The following is a 19042-nucleotide window of genomic DNA, read 5'->3' on the forward strand; positions in this document are numbered from 1 at the left end:
TACGCAGCCCCCGAAGATCCCGGAGAGCTACGGGCAAAGCTAAATGTCAGTGCCCTCTGTCAGGATGCTCCGGTCAACATCGTGATCGGGGGAAAGCATGGGTACTTGGGACGTCGGCCCCTTCGACAACGACACCGCAGCGGACTTCTGCGGCGAACTCGATGAGGCAGCCGCAGGCGAGCGCACGGACCTGATTCGAAGCGTCCTCAGCCGTGTGATCGATACCGCGGGCTATCTGGAAGCACCCGAGTCCGAGCAAGCCGTGGCTGGGGCTGCCCTCGTTGCCGCGCAATGCCCTGGGGGAGAGCCGGCCGATCCGGCCTATGGGCCGGAAGAGCGCCTTCCTGATCTCACCGGTCTACGGGACCTTGCCCTGCACGCCCTCGACCGGGTCATGACCGAGCCGTCCGAGCTGATGGACCTATGGGCGCAATCGGACGGCGGACCCTGGCGTGCGACCGTTCGCCGCCTGCAGAGCGTGCTCCTGCCCAAGCCGCCGGAAGACCAGCGCAGCCTGCACTGACCCGCCGCAACCGCCACTCGAACCCGGAAGGCCGCCATGAGCTGGGACGTGATCCTCCTACGCCTGCCCGACGACATCACCTCGGCGCAGGAGATCCCCGCCGACTACACCCCGGACCCACTCGGCCGGCGAGACGACGTACTCGCGGCCGTCACCCAGGCCGTTCCCGATGCCGATCTCTCGGACCCCGAGTGGGGTGAACTTACCGGCCCCACGTGGTCCATCGAGCTCAACATCGGCTCACAGGACCCGGTCGACTCCGTCATGCTCCACATCCGGGGCTCCGGCGACGGCGTACTGACGCCCATCCTCCGTCTTGCCGAGGCTCTGCGGTGCAAGGCGCTCGACTGCGCCGAAGGGGACCTGATCACGCCTGGTCAGACGACGGGCTGGCACGCCTTCCAGCAGTTCCGCGATCGAGTGATGGGACCAGCTCAGTGATAACTCCCGGTCACAGCGCCAGCATCCGCCCCATGCACCGCGAGACCCGATGGGGCCTTCCGCCCGGTCGGATGGTCACGTCCGATGAAGGCGACGGAGACATCCAGCCCCTGTGGCTCAGCGACGGGCCGGCCACGGCCGAGCTGTGGACACGGATGTACGCCGAACATCCACGCTCCGGCCTGTGGCCGCTGCTGCTCGACTCGCTGGATTCGAGCGACAGCGAATTCCGCCCATGGGAATCCGGGGAGGTCTTCCCCGAGCAGATGTCCTCCCCGGCAAGCCACGCCCCTGCCAGTCTCCTCGCCCGGTGGTGGGGTACCTACGGTGGGCTTGGCCGCGGCGTGTGCGGCGGTGGCTCACCCTTCCGAGATCCTGTCGGTGCCGTAGCCCCGGCCACTGACACCGAGGTCCGAGGGCGGGGAACGATCACAAAGATCAGCCGGCGAATGAGCGCCAGGGCAGAGGCAGCCCGCCGAGGGGCGTCAGCGCGCTGCGATGGATGGCGCTGATCCAGACGGAGACCTCGTCATCGCCGAGTTCGTGGATGTGGGCGACCAGGCCGGGCGCCACCAAGAAGCTCATGGGGCTGACAGGTGAGAGAAACGGCTTCAGCGGCACCGGGCGGAGCATGCTCCTCAACTCCGTGACGAGGCCACGCGGCATGTGGTCGATGGTGGCCCAGTAGGGGGCGCTCATCGCGGCCTCGTGAAGGGAGAACTGGAGCAGGAATCCGCTCAGCGACTCGTGCTCGGCGCGGGGCTGCGAGCGACCGCCCACAGTGACCCAAACGGCCGGATCACTCTCGGCGGAGTCGGCCGGCCGGAGGACCGACCAGTGGAAGCCTCCCTGGTTCTCGACGCCGATGACTGTGTGCTCTCCGCCGGATCCGGCGGACTGCTCCGGTTGAGGCAGAATCCTGTTCTGGCACCCCAGGATCGCGGGGCGTTCGCGGGCCAGTCGGTAGAACTCGGCCAGCGCGTGCGGCACTGGCACGGGTACCTCGCTTGCGGGCCGAGGCGCCTCAGCAGCGGGGTACCAGTCCGTGACGAAGAGCTCCAGAGCCTTCACTCGGTCCGCGTTCACGTACTGCAGCCAATCCAGGCCCGGAAGAGCGGGCGGCTCGCTCCGCGGACGCACCCTCTCCAGCACCTCACTGCTCAGCGGAGGCTCGATCCACAGCTCACACTGGACGAGCTCATCCTCGGTCCACTCGCACCCCCCGGGCTGCACGACACCCACATAGACACAGTCGCCGTCGAGGCGGACGAACAGGTGGATGGGCAGCCCGTGCTCCGGCTCCGCCGGGGTGAACGGCATCGGGCCTGTCAGACGCGAAACGATCGCGGCAGGGGCCGGCCCGTGGAGTCGGAACTCCCTCTCATCCCATACGCCGCTGACCGCCGGCTCATCGTGGGCACCGCTCACGATCACGGTTGCCGCGGCCCCGAGGGCGACCTTCGCACCACCGGCCGTGTACAGCTGGACATTCGCACCTGCCAGAGCGAGCGCTGCACCTTCATCGACCCTGTCCAAGCGTGTCAAAGGCATCCGGGGAGTGTATCCGGGAAACGATCTCCACCGTCTTGGTAAGCGATCTTGGTATGCGAGCCGGGCCGCGACCCGGCTCCATATGAGCCAGCCTCCGCTGAGCCGGGCGATCAAGCGGCTGGGGGCCGAGTTCGGCGCCCTGCTGTTCGCTCGCTCGCCGACTGGTGTCACGCTCACCCCGGCGGGCGCGGTGCTGCTCGACGAAGCGCGGGCCCTGCTCGGCCAGGCCGACCGGCTCCGTGTGCGGGTGGCCGCGGCGACCGGTGTCGCGACCGTGCGCGTCGGCATTCTCGGCGACGGAACGGATCCGGGAGTGACCAGGCTGGCCGCCGCCTACCGCCGAAGCCACCCCGGCGTCGACATCCGTATCCGTGACACCGACCTGACCGACCCGACCTGCGGGCTGCGCGCCGGACTCGTCGATGTCGCCCTCACCCGGGCACCGTTCGACGAGACCGCACTGACGGTACGGGAACTGCGCAGTGATCCGGTGGGCGTGGTCCTGCGCGCCGACGATCCGCTGGCCGGCCGAGGCCGACTGCGGTCGGCAGACCTGGGCGACCGGCGGTGGTTCCAGTTTCCGCGGGGAACCGATCCGGTCTGGCAGTCGTACTGGAACGGCGGTGAACCGCGCGAGGGCCCGGTGGTGCGCGTCGTCCAGGAATGCCTGCAGGCCGTGCTGTGGAACGGCACGGTCGGCATGGCCCCACTCGGGCACGAACTGCCCGCGGAACTGGTCGCGGTGCCGCTGACCGACCTGCCGCCGAGCCGGGTGGTGGTGGCGTGGAACGAAGGCGACACCAACCCGCTGGTCCGGTCGTTCGCCGACATCGCGACAGCGGCGTACCGCGGCTGAGACGCCGGTGAGCCGACCTGAGGGCTGGCGAAGCTCTTCACCGACGACCGCAACCGTGCGCTTCGCGAAGCCGGGATCGACGCGGCCACCCTCGATCTGCTCTCCGTCATCCGCCGCTCCGGCTCGCCCTGCACCCTGAGCACCCGCGAACTCGCCCGGCGGACCTGGTGACCGCGGGCGCGATCTCCCAGCGCGTCGCCCGGGCGGAACGGGACGGGCTCGTACGGCGGAGACCCGGGACCGCCGGGCGGCGCACCGTGCTGGTGGAACTGACAGCTGAGGGTCACGTCGACTCGTCGAACGATCCGTCGACACCGTCCTCGGCCGTGAGGCCGCGCTCGTGAGCTGCCTGTCGGAGCGCGAACGGTCCGAGCTGACCGCGCTCCTGGGCAAACTGCTGACCGACGTCCGAGGGCGCACCCACCGCGAAGCGAAGTGATCGCCGGGGGTACCGACACCGACACCGGCACCGGCACCGACACCGACACCGGCACCGGCACCGACACCGGTACCGGCACCGGTACCGGTACCGGCACCGGGCGCCCGTCCGCTTTCGTCGAGCGGCGGCTTTGACCGCCGGAGCCGGGGCGAACTACGTTCTGCGGACCCGACCAACCCGGCCCGATGCCGGCGGAGTGGAGTCCTCCCGTGATAGCGCCCGCACCCGCGTTCGCACCCGCACCCAGCAGTACCCGCCTGATGGCGCTGGAGGCGCCGGGCTGGCTCCGGGACAACGCCGAATCGATCATCAGCAGCACCGTCAGCGTGGTCCTCATCATCGCGGGCGCCGTCGTCGTCCGCGCCCTCGCCAGGCGAGCGATCGCCCGCGTCGTCCAGGGTGTGCTCCAGGGCACGGCCGCCGAGGGCGGCGGCTCGCGCCGCAACGGCCGCGGGCCCGCGGTGCTGCAGCGGGACAACGGCCGGGCGAGTGAGCGCCGCGAGCAGCGTGCCGCGACCATCAGGACGGTCCTGAGCAGCATCGTGTCCGTGGTCATCTCCGTGGTGGCCCTCGCGATGGTGCTGGGGGAGATCGGTATCGCCCTGGGACCGCTGCTGGCCAGTGCCGGAGTGGTGGGTCTGGCCATCGGTTTCGGCGCGCAGAGCCTGGTCGCCGACTACCTGTCCGGACTGCTGATCATGATCGAGGACCAGTACGGCGTCGGGGACTTCGTGGACCTCGGCGAGGCGGTCGGCGAGGTCGAGCACGTCGGGCTGCGGATCACCCAGGTCCGCGACCTGCACGGCGGCCTGTGGCACATCCGCAACGGCGAGATCCGGCGGGTGAAGAACGACAGCCAGGACTGGGCGCGCGCCGTCCTGGACGTCGGCGTGGCCTACGACTCCAACCTGGACACGGTGTACGAGGTGCTGGAGCGCACCGGCCGCGAGCTGGTCAAGGACGAGCAGCAGGGGCCGCTGCTGCTCGAGGAACCCTCCATCTGGGGCGTGCAGTCGCTGGACGCCGATGCCGTGGTGGTGCGGATGGCCGTGAAGACTCAGCCGCTGAAGCAGTGGGGCATCACGCGCGAGCTGCGCCGCCGGACCAAGGAGAACCTGGACGCGGCCGGCGTCGAGATCCCGTTCCAGCAGCGCACCGTATGGCTGCGGCACGAAGACGAAGGCGGTCGCCGGAGCGACGCCGACATGCCGCGCAGTGAGGACGTCACCACCGCGCCGCCCCGGCCCTGACCTGCATGGCCGTGTCCACGTACGCCGCATGCGGACACGGCCGCCCGCGGCCCGAGGGCGCGTCAGCCCGGACATCGAGCGCGTCCTCGGCCCGGCCCCCGCGCTCCTTCGCACACTTGGCGGCCCGCGACGCCGACGCCTTCCGCTGAGCGCCGCGCCGCCCCGGTGTCCAGGAGCTCCGCGGTCGTACGGCTCACGGCCGGTCGTGCGCCGTCTTGCTGATGACGTCCCCGGGCACCATCAGCCGCCGGTTCCGGTCCACGTCCGCGGGCCTGCCGTCGGTGTTGTCGAAGGCGCCGAGGAACGCGGCGGTCATGGCGTCGGTCTCCATGGCGTCGGCCTCCGTGGCGTCGATCGCGGCTTCGGTGACGGCGGGACCGTACACCGGGCGGGTTGTCGGCCGTGTTGTCGGCCGTGTCGGCGGCGGGAGCTGTGCTTCAGTGAGGGCCATGTCCGATGTGGTGGCCGCTGGTTCGATCGATCGCAAGGGAGGCCCCGGGCACACCGTGCTGCTGGCCATGGCGCTGGCCGTCCCGGTGGTGAAGGTCGCCTACACCGTGGGCGGCGGGTCCGTTCTGTACCAGGTGCTCGTCGCTCTGGAGCCGGCGAACTGGCCGGACATCCTGATCGGCATGGTGCTCACCGATCCGCCGCTCGGGTCGGTCCTCGCCGTCGTGGTCTCCCGTCTGGTGTTCATCCTGTTCGCGGCACGCGGCGCCGTGCCGTCCGGCAGCGGCCCGGCGGGGCGTGCGCGGCGCGCGGCGCTGACCCTCGTCAATCCTCTGTCCTTCGGTGTGATCACCGCGTGTCTCTACGGGCCGTGGTGGGGGCTCGGCACGGGGCTCGCCGCATGGGCGCTGCGGCAGGGTGTCGTCGTCGAGTACCGCACCGGTCGGCGTGGCCACGGCCACGGCCACAGCCACGGCCGCCGGGGCGGGGACGGCGAAGGCAAGGGGGACGGTCGTGCCGGGCACGATTCCGGTTACCGTCCTGCGCCCTGGCTGCGACGGGCGGCCGCCGCCGAGCAGTGGGTCGCTCTCGGTCTCACGGTGGCGGTGCTGCCCGCGCTGTTCCTGGGCTCCGCGCTGAACGGGCGTTCCTGGGCCCCGGTCCTGAGCTGCCAGGTGCAGAACGGCACCGAGACCTCGGACGAGCGCCTGATCGAACTGGCCCGCAAGGGCAACGGCGTCGTGGGCTGGAACCTCGACACCGGCGAGGTGTCCAACGGGGCCGGGTGCACGCTCGTGGGCACCGCCCGGGTACGCGAGGCGTGGTGGCGGTGAGCCCCCTCCACGCGGGCAGTGGGGCAGCGGCGGCCGGCGTTGTGCCCGGAACCACCGAGGCAGTGGTCAACGTCCGTGCATGTGGCTCCACATGACCAAGTGGACATGACCATCCAGGGGGAATCTTGAACGCGCGCACCGCATCCGCGGCCCTTGCCGCCGGCGTCCTCGCCTTCGTGCTGGTCGGATGCTCGGGAACCGAGGAACTGTCCTACGGCGACACGGCGGAGAAGGACAACCTGGAGGTCACGGTGGTGCGCGTTGACGCCGGGACCCCCGGTGATCTGTCCGTGCTCGAGGACGCCGACAAGTACCGGGACCGGACGCCGTACTACGTCCGCTTCCGGGTGACCAAGTCCGAATCCGGCGACGTGGAAGGCCCCTCCTTCGACGTCATGGCGGACGGGGACCGGCTGACCCGGCTGAACATCATGAGCGCCTTGCCCAAGCCGGTCGTGGGCGAGGACGGACAGCTGCGCTACGAGGAGGCGCCGAAGTTCGACAAGTGCCTCGACGAACACGACTCCGCCGCATTCGAGAAGGCCCCGGCGGGCGAGAGCTACGAGGCGTGTTCGATCTACCTCGCCGAGCCGGGCTCCGGTGCACCCGACAAGGTCGAGTGGGTCAAGGGCGGCCTGCTGCGAAGCAGCGAGGACCAGGCCTTCGCGGTCTGGAAGTGAGCTGCGGACCGGGCCTACGGGGCCCTACGAGCCGTGCCGGGGGTGGCGCGCGACGGGCTGTTCCGGCTGCCCGGAGGCTGTCCTGAAGCCGGCCGCCGAGGTTTCGGCGTGCGCGGGTGTGTCGCCGAGGCCGATGACGAGGCCGCTCAGCAGGGGGATCAGGATGGGTTCGACCGCGCTGTCGGGTTCGCCGAAGTAGCCGGACATCTCCAGGAGGACGTAGCCGTGCAGCGCGCTCCACAGCTGGGCCGCGGTGTGGGTGGGGTCCTCGTCGCGGAACCGGCCCGCCTCGATCGCCCGGCGGGTGGCTTCGACGAGGTGGGCGAAGGCCTCCTGGCCGATGAAGGGTTCGGTGGTGGGGGCAGAGGCGCCGGTGTCGGCGGAGGCGCCCGTACGGTCGGAGGCGTCGGTGCGGGCGGAGGTGCCCGTACGGTCGGAGGCGTCGGTGCGGGCGGACGGGCTGGTGAGGTCGGTGCCGGGGAGCCGGTAGCCGCCGGTGGCGGTGAGTCCGAACATCAAGCGGTACAGGTGGGGAGCGGCCAGGGCCCGTGAGCGGTAGGCCAGGGCGAGGGCGGCGAGGTCGGCGACGGGGTCCTCGCCGGGCTCCACCGAGGCCAGGGCATCGGTCAGCAGCCGGAAGCCTTCGACCGCGATCTCGTCCACGAGTTCACGCATCCCGCCGAAGTGCGTGTACACGGCCATGGTCGAGGTGCAGGCGGCCGCGGTGACCTTCCGCGCCTGCAGGGCTTCCGGACCGTGTGTGTCGAGCAGGCGGATCGCCTCGTCCAAGAGGCGTTGTTTCGTGGGGGAGTTGCGTTCGGTCATGCTTGACAGCTTGCCATAACATTGTTATCAACATCCATAACCGTGTTATGGAGGGTGTTGTGGTCAAGCCGTACCCCGAACAGGAACAGCACGCAGAGCCGACAGCCGTACTGACCGACGGGCTCGCCCGCGCGATACGCGGCACCGCCACCGACATCGCCGCCATGCTGCGGCCCGTGGCCGACACCGACGGGATCGTTCCCGGTCTGAAGTGGACACTCGGCGAGACCGCCGCGCACCTGGCGCAGTCCAACTGGTTCTTCGCGGAAGTCGCCGCGGGGCAGCCGCATACGCACGGTGACGGAACCCCCGCGAGCATCGCCGAGGCCAACGAGCAGGCCCTCGCCCTGTGGCCCGAACGGCGGGCGGAACCCCTCGCCGAGATGATCGTGGAGCAGTCGGAGGCGTTCATCGGCGCGGCATCCGTCCGCTCCCCGGAGGAACGCAGGCGTACGCCCATGGGGGAGATGGACCTGCCCACCATGGGCTCGTACTTCCTCACCCACATGCTCGGGCACTGCTTCGACATCGCCGGTGCCGTGGACGCGCCGCACGGGGTCGACCGGGAACGCGTGGAGGCGGCGCTGCCGTTCGTCCGCCACGCCCTTCCCCTGATCTTCGTCAGCGACGCGGCGGACGGGCTCACCGCACGCTATTCCGTACACCTGCGGGGCGGCGCCGCGCTCGGGGTGAGCATCGACGGCGGCCGGATCGATGTGCGGCCGGGGCCGCTGGAGCGGCCCGACTGGGTGCTCGACGCCGAGCCGGCGACGTTTCTGCGCATCGTCCTGGGGCGGGAGGACCCCGCGGCCGCGGTGGAGCGAGGGGAATTCGAGGTGCGGGCGCCGGAGTTGAGCGAGGGAAGGGATCCGAACCAGGGTCCTCACCCGGACCCGGACCCGAACCCGGATCCGGCGCCCGCGGTGAGGTTCGGTGCGTTGTTCCGCGCGCCCTGATCCGTCCCACGGGTTCACCGTCCGTACACGAGGAGTGTGTGATTCATGCAGGACCGGCCCCTGACGCTCATGGCGGTGCACGCCCACCCCGACGACGAGGCGACCGGGACGGGAGGCGTCCTCGCGCGGTACGCCGCCGAGGGCGTACGCACGGTGCTCGTGACCTGTACGGACGGCGGCTGCGGTGACGGGCCGGGAGGCGTGAAGCCGGGCGACCCCGGGCACGACCCGGCGGCCGTCGCCGCGATGCGGATGGATGAACTCCGGGCGAGCTGCGAGATTCTGAAGATCGGTCAGCTGGAGACGCTCGACTATGCCGACTCCGGAATGATGGGCTGGCCGTCCAACGACGCCCCCGGATCCTTCTGGCGTACGCCGGTGGCCGAGGCCGCCGCCCGGCTCGCGGAACTGATCCGGCACCACCGGCCCGATGTCGTCGTCACCTACGACGAGAACGGCTTCTACGGCCATCCCGACCACATCCAGGCCAACCGCGTCACGATGGCGGCGCTGGAGATGACCGGGCTGACACCGAAGGTGTACTGGACGACGGCGCCCCGCTCGATGATGGGGCGGCTCGCGGAGGCCGTGCGTGCGGCGTCGGGCGAACAGGGGGACGGGGCACAGGCCGCGGGGTCCGTCGAGGGCGCCGGGCCCGCGGAGCAGCCCGCCGCGGGTGCCGGGTCTGCCGAACCCGTCGCGGGTGCCGGGTCCGCCGAGCCCGCCGCGGGTGCCGGGTCCGCCGAGCCCGACGTCGGCGATGTGCTCGCCGGGATCGGGCTCCCCGACGAGGAGATCACCACCTGGGTGGACACCACCGCCTTCGGCGCGCAGAAGTTCGAAGCGCTGGCCGCGCACGCCAGCCAGGGCGAGAACATCTTCTTCCTGGGGATGGGCCAGGAGAAGTTCACCGAGTGGATGGGCGTCGAGACCTTCCTGCGGGTCCGGGACACCACCGGTGCCCCCGTCCCCGAGGACGACCTCTTCGCCGGACTGCGCTGAGCGTTCCGGCCGCGGATCTCCAGCGTGCGCAGCCGATATCCTGGGCTGATGGCGGACAGAAGGGGTGGTGGGCCGCCGGTCGACGGGCGTTCCACCCGCTGGGACGAGCACAAGGCGCAGCGGCAGGTCGAACTGGTGGACGCGGCGGTCGCGCTCATCGAGGAGGAGGGCGCGGGCTTTCGCGTGCAGCGGCTGGCCGAGCGCGTGGGCCTGCCGCGTTCCGTGCTCTACCGGCACTTCAAGGACCGCGCCGGTCTTGAGGAGATGATCCGGCGGCGCGTCGCGGAGTCGTTCCTGCGGCGCATGCAGCCCACGCTCAGCTTCGAGGGTACGGTCGAGGAGTCCGTACGCCGTGTGGTGGGGGCGCATCTGGACTGGGTGGCGCAGCATCCGCGGCTGTACGCGTACATGGGCGTCGGTGAGCACGCGATGGGCGACGGATCGCTGGTCGCGGACACCAAGACGGCGATCGCGATGATGCTGGGCGAGCGCTTCGAGGACATTCTCGCGGCCGCCGGGGTGCCGAAGGCGCCGATCCGTTCGGTCGCGGTCGGCATCGTCGGCTTCGTGGACACCGCCGTCAACCAGTGGGTGCACGATCCGGCGCCCGAGGTCTCCGAGGAGGAACTGCGCGAGGTGCTGTGCCGCTCGGTCTGGGCGGTGCTCGACGCGACGCTGCGGGATCTGGGAGTGGTGGTCTCGCCGCAGCAGTTGGTGTCGGATCTGGAGCGGGCACAGGGGCGTTGACCGTGCGCTGGACAGTCCCCGCCCGCCCTGGGGGCCGAGCCCTTTTCAAGGCTACCGGCCCCCACTGACAACGCCCCTCAAGCCAGTGCCCGTGCCAGTGCCAGTGCCAGTGCCCGTGCCAGGGCCAGCGCCAGCCGTCAGCCCCGTACCGCCGCCGCGACCTGCCCGGCGTCCACCGCCGCCGCGGCCCCGTGCAGCGCCGCGCCGTCCGTGAGCTTCACCCGGGGACGGTCCTGCGCCGCGCCCGCCGCCCGCTCCGCCGCGTCGATCGCGCGCCAGGCGTCCAGGCCGAGCCCGCGGACGGGCGCCTCGGTGCCGGGCTCGGGTCCGGTGAGGCGACCGGCCGTGAAGTCGTCCAGGAGGGACTCGACGGTCTCCTGGGCGCAGGTCTTGTTCGTGCCGATGAAGCCGCTCGGCCCGCGCTTGACCCAGCCCGCGACGTACACGCCGGGCTGCACGCGTCCGCGTTCGTGCGGGACGGTGGCGGTGTCCTCGTCGAAGGGCAGCCCGGGAACGGGCCGCGCCCGGTAGCCGACGGAGCTCAGCACGAGCCCGGACTCCAGCGTCTGCGGCGCGCCTTCCGGGCGGGCGCGTACGGTGCCGTCCTCGTCGGTGTGCAGGACGGTGGGCGTGACCTCCAGGGCCCGAACGGCGTCCTCGCCGACCAGCCGCAGTGGGCTGGTCAGGAAGCGCAGCACGATACGGCGGCGGCCCTCGCCCGGGGCGCGGGCGGCCAGCTCGGCGAGCAGCCGGGTCTTGTCGGTGGCGTCGTCCGCGAGGTCCGCGGGCCAGCCCTCGACCGTCACGTCCACGTCCTGGAGGGCGGCGAGCGCGAGCAGTTCGGGCATCGTGAACGCCGCCTGTGCGGGGCCGCGGCGGCCGAGCAGCACGACCTCGCGGACCCTGCTCGCCCGCAGCGCGGCGAGCGCGCGGTCGGAGATGTCGGTACGGGCCAGGGCCTCGGGATCGGCGGTGAGGATACGGGCCACGTCGAGCGCCACGTTGCCGTTGCCGACGACCACCGCACGTTCGGTGTCGAGGGCGTACGCGTCCTGCGCGTGGTCGGGATGGCCGTTGTACCAGGCGACGAAGTCGGTCGCGCAGACGCTGCCGGGCAGGTCCTCGCCCTCGATGCCGAGGCGCCGCCCGGTCGCGGCGCCCACGGCGTACAGGACCGCGTGGTGCTCGCGCAGCAGCGTTTCGTGGGTGACGTCGGTGCCGACCTGGACCCCGAGGCGGTAGCCGAAGCCGGGCTGCGATTCGATGGCCCGGAACAGTTCGGTTACCTGTTTCGTGTCCTGGTGGTCGGGCGCCACCCCGGCCCGTACGAGTCCGTACGGTGTCGGCAGCCGGTCGTACACCGTGACCCGTACGCCCGGGTGGCGCAGGAGTTCGTCCGCGGCGAAGAGGCCGGCCGGTCCGGCGCCGACCACGGCCACCGACAGCTCGCCCGCCGGCAGCGTGCGCTGCTTGGGCACGACGTACATCGGCGTACGGTCGGCGTGCGGATTCTCCTCGTAGTAGCGGGCGTTGAGCTCCAGGAACGGCAGCTCCGCCTCGCCCAGCGCCGTATGCGGCTTGAGCGCGTCCACCGGGCAGGCCGTCGTGCAGGCGCCGCAGTCCACGCACGTGCGCGGGTCGACGTACAGCATCTCGGCGGTGCCGAAACCCGGCTCGCCCGGTGCGGGGTGGATGCAGTTGACCGGGCAGGCGAGGACGCAGGAGGCGTCGGCGCAGCAGGAGCGGGTGACGACGTACGGCACGGTGGGCGTTCTCCGTTCGCGAAGGGTGGGGCGTGGGGTGCCCGGCATGATCCGCCGGACAGCCCTGGGGCCGGAAGGCGCCCTAGTCGGTCTGCGGGACCGGTTCGCCGCGGAAGCGGGCCGGGCGGCCGTCGATGCGCAGCGCCCGCCACAGCGGACGCGAGGCCTTGTTCATCAGACCGATGTCCTCGGCGAGCATCCGCACGTCGGAGAACAGGTTGTGGAGCATCCTGCGGCCGTCCTCCGACTTCCAGAAGACGTCCTTGAGCACCCAGGCGGGGATGCCGACCTGCGCGGCGGACTTCTTGTCGGGGATCATGATCACGTCGCAGAGGACCCGCATGATCACCGGGAAGAGGAGCGACAGTGTGCCGCGGCGCACCTTGCCGAAGCGCGGCACGCGCAGCCGCAGGAACTCGTGGGCGAAGGAGATGTGCCGGGCTTCCTCGGCGATATGGATCTGCATGATCCGCTGCGGCAGCGGATGCACCGGCTCACCGCTGCGCAGGGCGCTCTTCTGCAGGTGGTCGATGGGTTCCTCGCCGGCCAGGATGCCGGTGAAGAACGCCTCCGGGTACAGCGACCCGGCCAGCGGAAGCACCCGGCTGAGCTGCCGGAACCAGCGCTTGCCGCCCGCGGTGTCCACGCCCGTGCGGTTCACCAGCTCCTGGAACATCTGGGTGTGGTGGGTCTCCTCGGTGATCTCATGCGTGAGATACCGGAACTCCTCGTCCCGGTTGCCGAGTTGGTAGACGTAGTCGAGGGCCCCGCGCATCAGCAGGTTCTCGAACTGCATCCCCACCTTGGCGATCACCGCCCAGCGCCAGATCCCGATCCGGATCTGCACGTCGAGGGGCTGCTCCTGGTACCAGGGGTGCGCGCCCAGGGCATCCGCCGAAGTGAGCACCCAGCGCGGGTCCTTCAGGTCGACGGCGAACTCCGGGTCGTCCCACTTGATGTCGGTGAAGGCGTTGAAGTTGACGTTCACGGAGCCCTCGGACAGGGTCCGCAGACGCTCGTCGTAGACCTTTCTGGTCAGGTTCGCGGTCATCTTCGTCCTCGGTTCTCGGAGGGTGTGTACGCGGGCGGAACGGGTGATCGCGGGGGATTGCGCGGGGGATTGTCAGTGGTGGCCGGTAGCCTTGAAAAGGGCTCGGCCCCCCGGGAGGGAGGGGTCTGTCCACCTACGGGACGTACGCCCCCGCCTTCCGGACCCCCGCCTTCCGGACCCCCGCCTTCTCGAACCGCAGCGGCGCATCGTCGATCGCCGCCTCCTGGAGCATCGCGCGGTCGCGGTAGTAGTTGTTCCACAGCCGCCACGGATCCCGGGCGCCCTGGCGCGGCATGGCCTGGTTCGCGCGGGCGATGTAGCCGGAGGTCAGCGCCTCGCCCATGACGGAGAACTCGGAGCGGTCGCTGTCGGAGGCCACCGGGGTGGCGATGTCGTGCCCGCCTCGCCGCATGTGCCCGAGCAGCCGGGCGGTGTACGCCGCCGCGAGATCGGCCTTCAGGGTCCAGGAGGCGTTGGTGTAGCCGATGACCAGCGACATGTTCGGTACGCCCTCCAGCATCACGGCCTTGTAGAGGACACGGCTGGTGATGTCGACCGGTTCGCCGTCGACGCTGACGCTCATCCCGCCCATCAGCCGCACGCTCAGACCGGTCGCGGTGATCACCAGATCGGCCTTCAGCTCCTCGCCGGACTTCAGGCGGATGCCGTCGGCGGTGAAGGTCTCGATGTGGTCGGTGGCGACGGAGGCCTTGCCGCTCTTGAGCACCTTGAACAGATCACCGCCGGGCACGATGCAAAGGCGCTGGTCCCAGGGCTTGTACCGCGGTGTGAAGTGCCGCATGTCGATGTTCCTGCCCGCCCGCGCCCGTACGAGACCGAGCAGCACCTTGCGGGCCAGGCGCGGATACTTGCGGCAGAAGGCGTAACTGCCGCGCTGCAGCGCGATGTTGCGGCTGCGGGCGATCCGGTGGGTGAGCCGGGCGGGCGCACGCAGCTTCTGCAGCACGGCCGTCAGCGGGTCGACCTCGGGCAGCGCCAGGATGTACGTGGGGGAGCGCTGCAGCATGGTGATGTGCGCGGCCCGCTCCGCCATCGCCGGCAGCAGCGTGATCGCGGTGGCGCCGGAACCGATGACGACGACGCGCTTGCCGCTGTGGTCGAGATCCTCCGGCCAGTGCTGCGGATGCACCACCTGGCCCTGGAAGTCCGCCTCGCCCGGGAACTCGGGGCGGTACGGGGTGTCGTAGTCGTAGTAGCCGGTCGCGCCGATGAGGTGGCCCGCGCTGTACGACTCGTGCTCGCCCGTGACCTCGTCGACGACCTCGACGCTCCAGCGGCCGGTGGCGTACGAGAAGTCGGCGCTGACCGCGCGGCGGCCGAAGCGGGTGCGCTCCAGGATGCCGTCTTCCGCGGCGGCCGCCTCCACGTAGTCACGGATCTCGTCGCCGCCCGCGAGGATGCGCGAGCCGCGCCAGGGACGGAAACCGAAACCGAACGTGGACATGTCGGAGTCCGAGCGGATGCCCGGATACCGGAAGAGGTCCCAGGTCCCGCCGACCCGGGCGCGGCGCTCGAGCACGACGAGTTCGGTGGCCGGGTTCTCACGGAGGACGTGCCAGGCGGCGCTGATGCCGGATATTCCGGCGCCGATGACCAGGACGTCGACGTGCTGCTGCTCCATCGCGGAGGGTCCTCACGCTCGCTTGTGGATACCGGCAATTTACCTGCGACACACTGTTTCAGATACCGTTGGTAACGTGATCTGGATCACGTTTGCGAGGGTGGCTCGGGTGCGCGAGTGGCCCGGCCGCGACGGCGATTCGGCTGCGGGCTGGGCTACACCAGCGGCTTGGCATAGCAGCGGCTGGCCGGGTGGAAGCGGTAGTGCCCGAACTTCGCGCACGGCTCATAGCCGCTGGAGACATACAGCGCGATCGCCTCGGGCTGCTCCGTCCCCGTCTCCAGCACCATCCGCGTCCGCCCGCGCCCGCGCGCGTCCTCCTCCAGGAGCGCGAGGATCCGCCGCGCCAGCCCCAGACCGCGCGCCTCGCGCACCACGTACATCCGCTTCAGCTCGGCGTCCCCGTCCGAGTAGCCCTCGTCGTTCGCGTCCTGGGTGCGCCAGCCGCCCGTCGCGAGGGGGCGGCCCTCGTCGTCGTAGGCCATGAGATACAGCCCCTGCGGCGGTACGAACATCCCGGCGTCCAGCGGGGTGACATCGCCCTCGTCCTCCCCGTAGCGCTCCACGTACTCGAGCTGCACCTGGTCGTTGAGCTTGATCGCGTCCGGGTGGTCGTAGCGCGCGGGCCGAATGTTCATCTGTGTCACCGTTTGTCTGTTCGCTCTGTCGGGTTGTATGGGGCATCCAGTCTGCCGGTATCGTGCCGACGTGCTGACTTTGAATCCTCCGCCTGCTGGTGCAGGGGGATTTCTGGCTCAGGCTGCCTCCGGGAGCAGCGCTCCCGGGGGTCTTGTGCCGTCGGTACCAGCCGGGTTGAGACCAGCCCGGACGAGCATCACGCGGGCGGAGTTCTTGTCTCTGGGAGAGACGGTTCTGCACGCGGTGCAGGTGTAGGTGCGTTGGGACAGCGGGAGGGCGTGCTTGGTTCTCGCTCCGCACCGTGCGCAGTCCATGGTGGTGTGGGCCGGGTGCACCAGGTGCACGATCCGGCCGTGCTTGCGGGCCATTTCCAGCAGGGCCCGTTTGGTGCTGCCGATGGCCGCATCGGCGGCCTTGCGGGCCATCGTCGACTTCGCCAGAAACTTCGGCTTGAAGTCCTCCACGGCGATCGCGTCGTGATCGGTCACGGCCTTCTTGGCCCATTTGCGGGCGGTGTCCTGACGCTGCCGCGCGATCTTCGCGTAGGTCTTGGCCCGGCGCTTCCTCGCCTGCCGGTAGCCCTTTGATCCGGCCTTGCCCTTCTTGGGTTTGCGGCGGGCCATCATCCGGTCGTGCCGGCGCAGTTTGTGCTGGGCCTTCCTGCCGTGCTGCGGGTGGGGGAGGTCGTGGGCGTCGGAGGTGGTGGTCGCGATCTCCCGCACGCCCCAGTCGACGCCGAGCGCCTGGCCGGTCTCCGGCAGCGGGTTCACGTCGGCGGGAACCACGAAGCTCGCATACCAGTGCCCCAAAGTGTCCTGGTACACGCGCACGCTGGACGGGGCGGCGGGCAGCTCCCGCGACCACACCACGCCCAACACGATGCCGCCTGCGAGGCGCAGACGGCCGTCCCTCACCTGGAATCCGCGTCGGGTGTAGTTCAGGCTCGGCAGCGCCTCGCGTTTGGTCTTCCAGCCCGGCATACCGGCCCGCAGGCGCTGCGGAAGCCGCTCCTGGATGTCCTTCAGGGCCTTCGCCCTGGACTTGCCGAAGTCGCGGATGATCTGCTGCTGCGGCACCGAACTGCCCGCCCGCAACCACGGTGTGACAGCCCGCGCCTGGGTCAGCATCCGGTCCAGCCGCGCCGGACCGCACATCTCCAGGTCAGTGCCATCGGGCCGGGCCTGATTGCGGGCGTGCACCTGCTTCGACTTGGCGACACGCTCGTTCCACACCCACCGGCACCGGTCCCACTCGCTGCGCAGCGCGGCGAGCGCGGTCGATGACACCCGCAGCCTAAGCGTCCAACGGGAATGTCCTGTCCCATCCGTCACCACCTCCGTCTCCGCCACAAACCTCACCCCCCTCACTCGTCCCAGGTCGCGCTACAGCCGCCCCCGAATCCCTTGACGCGACCATAAGTACGAATTCAAGACGCGCATCCCCCATCGCACGGTCACCGCTCCAACCAGCGATCCCTGGCACGCGTGTTCGCATCCGCCTGGGCTCCGCCGGGCAGTTCTGCGGGTGCTTCGCAAGCGTCTACCGGCAGCGGCGGCGAGCAGTTGTCAATACTTGTGGATCGGTGCTGACGCGTGGTCATGTGCTGAGGTGCTCGTGAAGCATCTGCCAGGATCCGGCGCTGTTGACGAGAACGTTGGTGCCGCGGCCGCTTCCTGACCGAGGCTGGCCGTCGATGGTTCCGGTCCAGGTGAACCGGTAGCGGCAAACCGCGTGGTCATCGCCGTGGGCGATCCACTCCAGGTCCTTGATCTGGTAGATCTCGTCGCGGATGGTGGCGAAGGTCTCGGCGATGGCGGAGAGGACGGCGTCGCGGCCGGTGTGTGATCCGTCGGAGAACCAGTAGACGGCCTCGGGGGCGATCAGCGGGACGAGCCGGGTGACGTCGTGGCTGTTGGTGACCTGCTCGTAGGTGCGGATGAAATCCGTGAGCGAGGCGGCAGGTTCGGGCATGGGCGGGTTCTTCCTTTTTCCGCGGCGTGACAAGGGCGGCGGGCGGTCATGCCGCCAGGGTGTGTTCTTGCTCGACCAGGATGCCGTTCTCGAACGTGGCACCGGAGCGGATCAGGGCGACGAGGTGGGGTCGCGGTCACCGCTCGCCATCACTCCTGGGCGGACTCGACGAGCTTGAAGACCATGGCCAGCGCGGCGGGCTGCCGGCGCCGCGGGTGACCTTGGTCCGAAGTTTCACCGAGCTGAAGGTCGACTCGATCGGTCGGCATAGCCGCAGTCCTCATCGGCGATGGCCGCTTGAGGCAACGAAGTGACTGTCATGAGCGGGAGAACACGGCTACGTCGTAGCGTTCGAGGACTGGAAGGGGCTCGTCCAGTGCTTCGCTCCGGGCTGCGGTCTCCAGGCGGACAACGCCCCGATGGAACTCACCGTAAGTGAGATGAGTGAACTTCGACTGTGGCCGGCTGACCAGCCGGGCGTGGTACTCCGCCAGGCTCGCTGCGACCGGCTGGGCAAAGGTCTCGTCCAAGGTGAACCCGGCAGACATGAAGTCGGCGACCATCTCCCCTTCGCCCGGAAGGCGTCGCTCATCGATCGCCCGGAGCTGCGGCCAGTAGTCGTACACCAGCGCATCCAGCCGTTCGCGGAACGTGGTGCGAACGACCACTCTCCCGCCGACGCGCAGCACGCGGACCAGCTCCCGGGCCGCTCGTACGCGGTCAGGGACGTGATGGATCACGCGGGACATCAAGGCCAGGTCGAAGGCACCCCCGGAGGCGGCACCGCCTCCGCCTCCCCCGGCAGATACCGCACCGCGGGATGCGGATGATGCCGTCGGGCCTCGGCGAGCATCACCTCGGACGCGTCGAGGGCCACCACCTCACTTCCCTCGATCCAGCGAGCCATCGCCGCCGAGAAGACGCCCGTTCCCGAGCCGATCTCAACGATGGACGGCGACGGCCGCTGCGCATAGCCAGCGATCAACTCGACCCAGGCCCGCAGCGACGCCTCGGGCATCTCGTTGCCACGCTCGTAGGCGCAAGCCAGTCGCTCATCGTCATAGACACGCTTCACGGGACCGATCCTCATGCAGGGATCACACCCAGACAAGAACGCCTCTGCATCGCAGCGACACCAAAGGGAACGACGTCTTAGGGGAACCGCTTGCGCTAGTCGGTGGCCTCATCGACACGGCGGTCGTTCACCCGGGGCGCGTTTCGTGTGATCGGTCAAGGTCGGCGACCTTCAGGTCTGATCCCACAAGTGCCACGGCGCCCCCGTGTGCAGCCCTGATCGGCCGCACACGGGGCGCTGTCGTAGTGCGAACGAGGTGAGATCGACTCGTTACGGAAGCCCGATCCGTGGGTGCCGGATTCAGTGGCGCCCCTCCATCCAGTAGCGTTTCTGGCCTGCCTCTGACCA

20 protein-coding genes and 4 pseudogenes are annotated in these 19042 nt (G+C 70.1%); 12 read left to right on the top strand and 12 right to left on the bottom strand.

Features of this window, described 5'->3' with window-relative positions; genetic code table 11:
- Positions 1–97: 97 nt before the first annotated feature.
- Positions 98–523, top strand: a complete 426-nt coding sequence (locus ACLF6P_RS23555) for a DUF4259 domain-containing protein (protein WP_415952682.1) — start codon at positions 98–100, stop codon at positions 521–523.
- Positions 524–559: 36 nt separating this feature from the next.
- The gene (locus ACLF6P_RS23560; RefSeq protein ID WP_415952683.1) at positions 560–964 is read left to right on the top strand and encodes a hypothetical protein; all 405 of its coding nucleotides are present in this window, start codon (positions 560–562) and stop codon (positions 962–964) included.
- 438 nt (positions 965–1402) lie between these two features.
- On the opposite strand, the gene ACLF6P_RS23565 is transcribed toward ACLF6P_RS23560, so the two are convergent.
- Positions 1403–2284 (bottom strand): hypothetical protein, encoded by an 882-nt coding sequence (locus tag ACLF6P_RS23565; RefSeq protein WP_415952684.1) that lies wholly within the window; start codon positions 2282–2284, stop codon positions 1403–1405.
- A gap of 238 nt (positions 2285–2522) precedes the next feature.
- Between ACLF6P_RS23565 and ACLF6P_RS23570 the strand changes: the two genes are divergently transcribed.
- The 4 genes and pseudogenes from ACLF6P_RS23570 (at position 2523) to ACLF6P_RS23585 (ending at position 5060) form a co-directional block, all read left to right on the top strand.
- The gene (locus ACLF6P_RS23570) at positions 2523–3371 is read left to right on the top strand and encodes a LysR family transcriptional regulator (protein WP_415952686.1); all 849 of its coding nucleotides are present in this window, start codon (positions 2523–2525) and stop codon (positions 3369–3371) included.
- 24 nt (positions 3372–3395) lie between these two features.
- Positions 3396–3810 (top strand): annotated as a pseudogene (locus ACLF6P_RS23575) (MarR family winged helix-turn-helix transcriptional regulator); the annotation flags it as partial.
- Positions 3807–3944, top strand: a complete 138-nt coding sequence (locus ACLF6P_RS23580; RefSeq protein WP_415952688.1) for a hypothetical protein — start codon at positions 3807–3809, stop codon at positions 3942–3944. The pseudogene ACLF6P_RS23575 and the gene ACLF6P_RS23580, both read left to right, overlap by 4 nt.
- Positions 3945–4019: 75 nt before the next feature.
- Complete coding sequence (locus ACLF6P_RS23585; protein WP_415952689.1) at positions 4020–5060, top strand: mechanosensitive ion channel family protein; 1041 nt, start codon at positions 4020–4022, stop codon at positions 5058–5060.
- Positions 5061–5253: 193 nt separating this feature from the next.
- On the opposite strand, the gene ACLF6P_RS23590 is transcribed toward ACLF6P_RS23585, so the two are convergent.
- A complete protein-coding gene (locus tag ACLF6P_RS23590) occupies positions 5254–5445 on the bottom strand; it encodes a hypothetical protein (protein WP_415952691.1) in 192 nt (63 codons plus the stop codon).
- A gap of 64 nt (positions 5446–5509) precedes the next feature.
- Here ACLF6P_RS23590 and ACLF6P_RS23595 point away from each other — a divergent pair, with 64 nt between their 5' ends.
- Together ACLF6P_RS23595 and ACLF6P_RS23600 are read left to right on the top strand one after the other, a co-directional pair.
- A complete protein-coding gene (locus ACLF6P_RS23595) occupies positions 5510–6343 on the top strand; it encodes a hypothetical protein (RefSeq protein WP_415952693.1) in 834 nt (277 codons plus the stop codon).
- Positions 6344–6468: 125 nt separating this feature from the next.
- On the top strand, positions 6469–7023 hold the full coding sequence (locus ACLF6P_RS23600; protein ID WP_415952695.1) for a hypothetical protein: 555 nt from the start codon (positions 6469–6471) through the stop codon (positions 7021–7023).
- Positions 7024–7047: 24 nt separating this feature from the next.
- Here the strand turns inward: ACLF6P_RS23600 and ACLF6P_RS23605 are convergent, their stop codons facing one another.
- On the bottom strand, positions 7048–7848 hold the full coding sequence (locus tag ACLF6P_RS23605) for a TetR/AcrR family transcriptional regulator (RefSeq protein ID WP_415952696.1): 801 nt from the start codon (positions 7846–7848) through the stop codon (positions 7048–7050).
- A gap of 47 nt (positions 7849–7895) precedes the next feature.
- Between ACLF6P_RS23605 and ACLF6P_RS23610 the strand changes: the two genes are divergently transcribed.
- The 4 genes and pseudogenes from ACLF6P_RS23610 to ACLF6P_RS23625 all read left to right on the top strand — a co-directional run bounded on the left by ACLF6P_RS23610 (position 7896) and on the right by ACLF6P_RS23625 (position 10553).
- On the top strand, positions 7896–8804 hold the full coding sequence (locus tag ACLF6P_RS23610) for an SCP2 sterol-binding domain-containing protein (protein ID WP_415952698.1): 909 nt from the start codon (positions 7896–7898) through the stop codon (positions 8802–8804).
- A 45-nt stretch (positions 8805–8849) separates the two neighbouring features.
- Positions 8850–9384: pseudogene (locus ACLF6P_RS23615) on the top strand (PIG-L family deacetylase); the annotation flags it as partial.
- Positions 9385–9572: 188 nt separating this feature from the next.
- A pseudogene (locus tag ACLF6P_RS23620) lies at positions 9573–9806 on the top strand (PIG-L family deacetylase); the annotation flags it as partial.
- A 48-nt stretch (positions 9807–9854) separates the two neighbouring features.
- Entirely contained in the window at positions 9855–10553 is a 699-nt protein-coding gene (locus tag ACLF6P_RS23625; RefSeq protein ID WP_415952700.1) for a TetR/AcrR family transcriptional regulator, read from the top strand.
- Positions 10554–10690: 137 nt separating this feature from the next.
- Here ACLF6P_RS23625 and ACLF6P_RS23630 read toward each other — a convergent pair whose 3' ends face one another.
- The 9 genes and pseudogenes from ACLF6P_RS23630 to ACLF6P_RS23670 form a co-directional block, all read right to left on the bottom strand.
- Positions 10691–12316 carry an FAD-dependent oxidoreductase gene (locus tag ACLF6P_RS23630; RefSeq protein WP_415952702.1) on the bottom strand — a complete coding sequence of 542 codons (1626 nt, stop codon included), beginning with the start codon at positions 12314–12316 and terminating at the stop codon, positions 10691–10693.
- 82 nt (positions 12317–12398) lie between these two features.
- Positions 12399–13367: an AurF N-oxygenase family protein gene (locus ACLF6P_RS23635; protein WP_415952704.1), complete on the bottom strand. Its 969-nt coding sequence runs from the start codon at positions 13365–13367 to the stop codon at positions 12399–12401.
- Between the two features lie 133 nt (positions 13368–13500).
- A complete protein-coding gene (locus ACLF6P_RS23640) occupies positions 13501–15009 on the bottom strand; it encodes a flavin-containing monooxygenase (RefSeq protein WP_415952706.1) in 1509 nt (502 codons plus the stop codon).
- 155 nt (positions 15010–15164) lie between these two features.
- Positions 15165–15647 (bottom strand): GNAT family N-acetyltransferase, encoded by a 483-nt coding sequence (locus ACLF6P_RS23645; protein ID WP_415952708.1) that lies wholly within the window; start codon positions 15645–15647, stop codon positions 15165–15167.
- Positions 15648–15764: 117 nt separating this feature from the next.
- Positions 15765–16934 carry an RNA-guided endonuclease InsQ/TnpB family protein gene (locus ACLF6P_RS23650; protein WP_415952710.1) on the bottom strand — a complete coding sequence of 390 codons (1170 nt, stop codon included), beginning with the start codon at positions 16932–16934 and terminating at the stop codon, positions 15765–15767.
- 310 nt (positions 16935–17244) lie between these two features.
- Positions 17245–17619, bottom strand: coding sequence for a YybH family protein (locus ACLF6P_RS23655; protein WP_415952712.1), 375 nt, complete (start codon positions 17617–17619; stop codon positions 17245–17247).
- A gap of 46 nt (positions 17620–17665) precedes the next feature.
- A pseudogene (locus ACLF6P_RS23660) lies at positions 17666–17896 on the bottom strand (IS256 family transposase); the annotation flags it as partial.
- 40 nt (positions 17897–17936) lie between these two features.
- On the bottom strand, positions 17937–18359 hold the full coding sequence (locus ACLF6P_RS23665) for a hypothetical protein (RefSeq protein WP_415952714.1): 423 nt from the start codon (positions 18357–18359) through the stop codon (positions 17937–17939).
- An 8-nt stretch (positions 18360–18367) separates the two neighbouring features.
- The gene (locus tag ACLF6P_RS23670) at positions 18368–18694 is read right to left on the bottom strand and encodes a class I SAM-dependent methyltransferase (RefSeq protein ID WP_415952716.1); all 327 of its coding nucleotides are present in this window, start codon (positions 18692–18694) and stop codon (positions 18368–18370) included.
- Positions 18695–19042: the final 348 nt, after the last annotated feature.

The organism is Streptomyces lothianensis (assembly GCF_047779955.1).
Classification (GTDB): domain Bacteria; phylum Actinomycetota; class Actinomycetes; order Streptomycetales; family Streptomycetaceae; genus Streptomyces.

Bases quoted from the DNA above. Each gene is read 5' to 3' on its own strand.
- ACLF6P_RS23555 (WP_415952682.1), top strand. From the start codon at position 98: ATGGGTACTTGGGACGTCGGCCCCTTCGACAACGACACCGCAGCGGAC.
- ACLF6P_RS23560 (WP_415952683.1), top strand. From the start codon at position 560: ATGAGCTGGGACGTGATCCTCCTACGCCTGCCCGACGACATCACCTCG.
- ACLF6P_RS23565 (WP_415952684.1), bottom strand. From the start codon at position 2,284: ATGCCGTTCACCCCGGCGGAGCCGGAGCACGGGCTGCCCATCCACCTG.
- ACLF6P_RS23595 (WP_415952693.1), top strand. From the start codon at position 5,510: ATGTCCGATGTGGTGGCCGCTGGTTCGATCGATCGCAAGGGAGGCCCC.
- ACLF6P_RS23605 (WP_415952696.1), bottom strand. From the start codon at position 7,848: ATGACCGAACGCAACTCCCCCACGAAACAACGCCTCTTGGACGAGGCG.
- ACLF6P_RS23610 (WP_415952698.1), top strand. From the start codon at position 7,896: ATGGAGGGTGTTGTGGTCAAGCCGTACCCCGAACAGGAACAGCACGCA.
- ACLF6P_RS23625 (WP_415952700.1), top strand. From the start codon at position 9,855: ATGGCGGACAGAAGGGGTGGTGGGCCGCCGGTCGACGGGCGTTCCACC.
- ACLF6P_RS23635 (WP_415952704.1), bottom strand. From the start codon at position 13,367: ATGACCGCGAACCTGACCAGAAAGGTCTACGACGAGCGTCTGCGGACC.
- ACLF6P_RS23640 (WP_415952706.1), bottom strand. From the start codon at position 15,009: ATGGAGCAGCAGCACGTCGACGTCCTGGTCATCGGCGCCGGAATATCC.
- ACLF6P_RS23645 (WP_415952708.1), bottom strand. From the start codon at position 15,647: ATGAACATTCGGCCCGCGCGCTACGACCACCCGGACGCGATCAAGCTC.
- ACLF6P_RS23655 (WP_415952712.1), bottom strand. From the start codon at position 17,619: ATGCCCGAACCTGCCGCCTCGCTCACGGATTTCATCCGCACCTACGAG.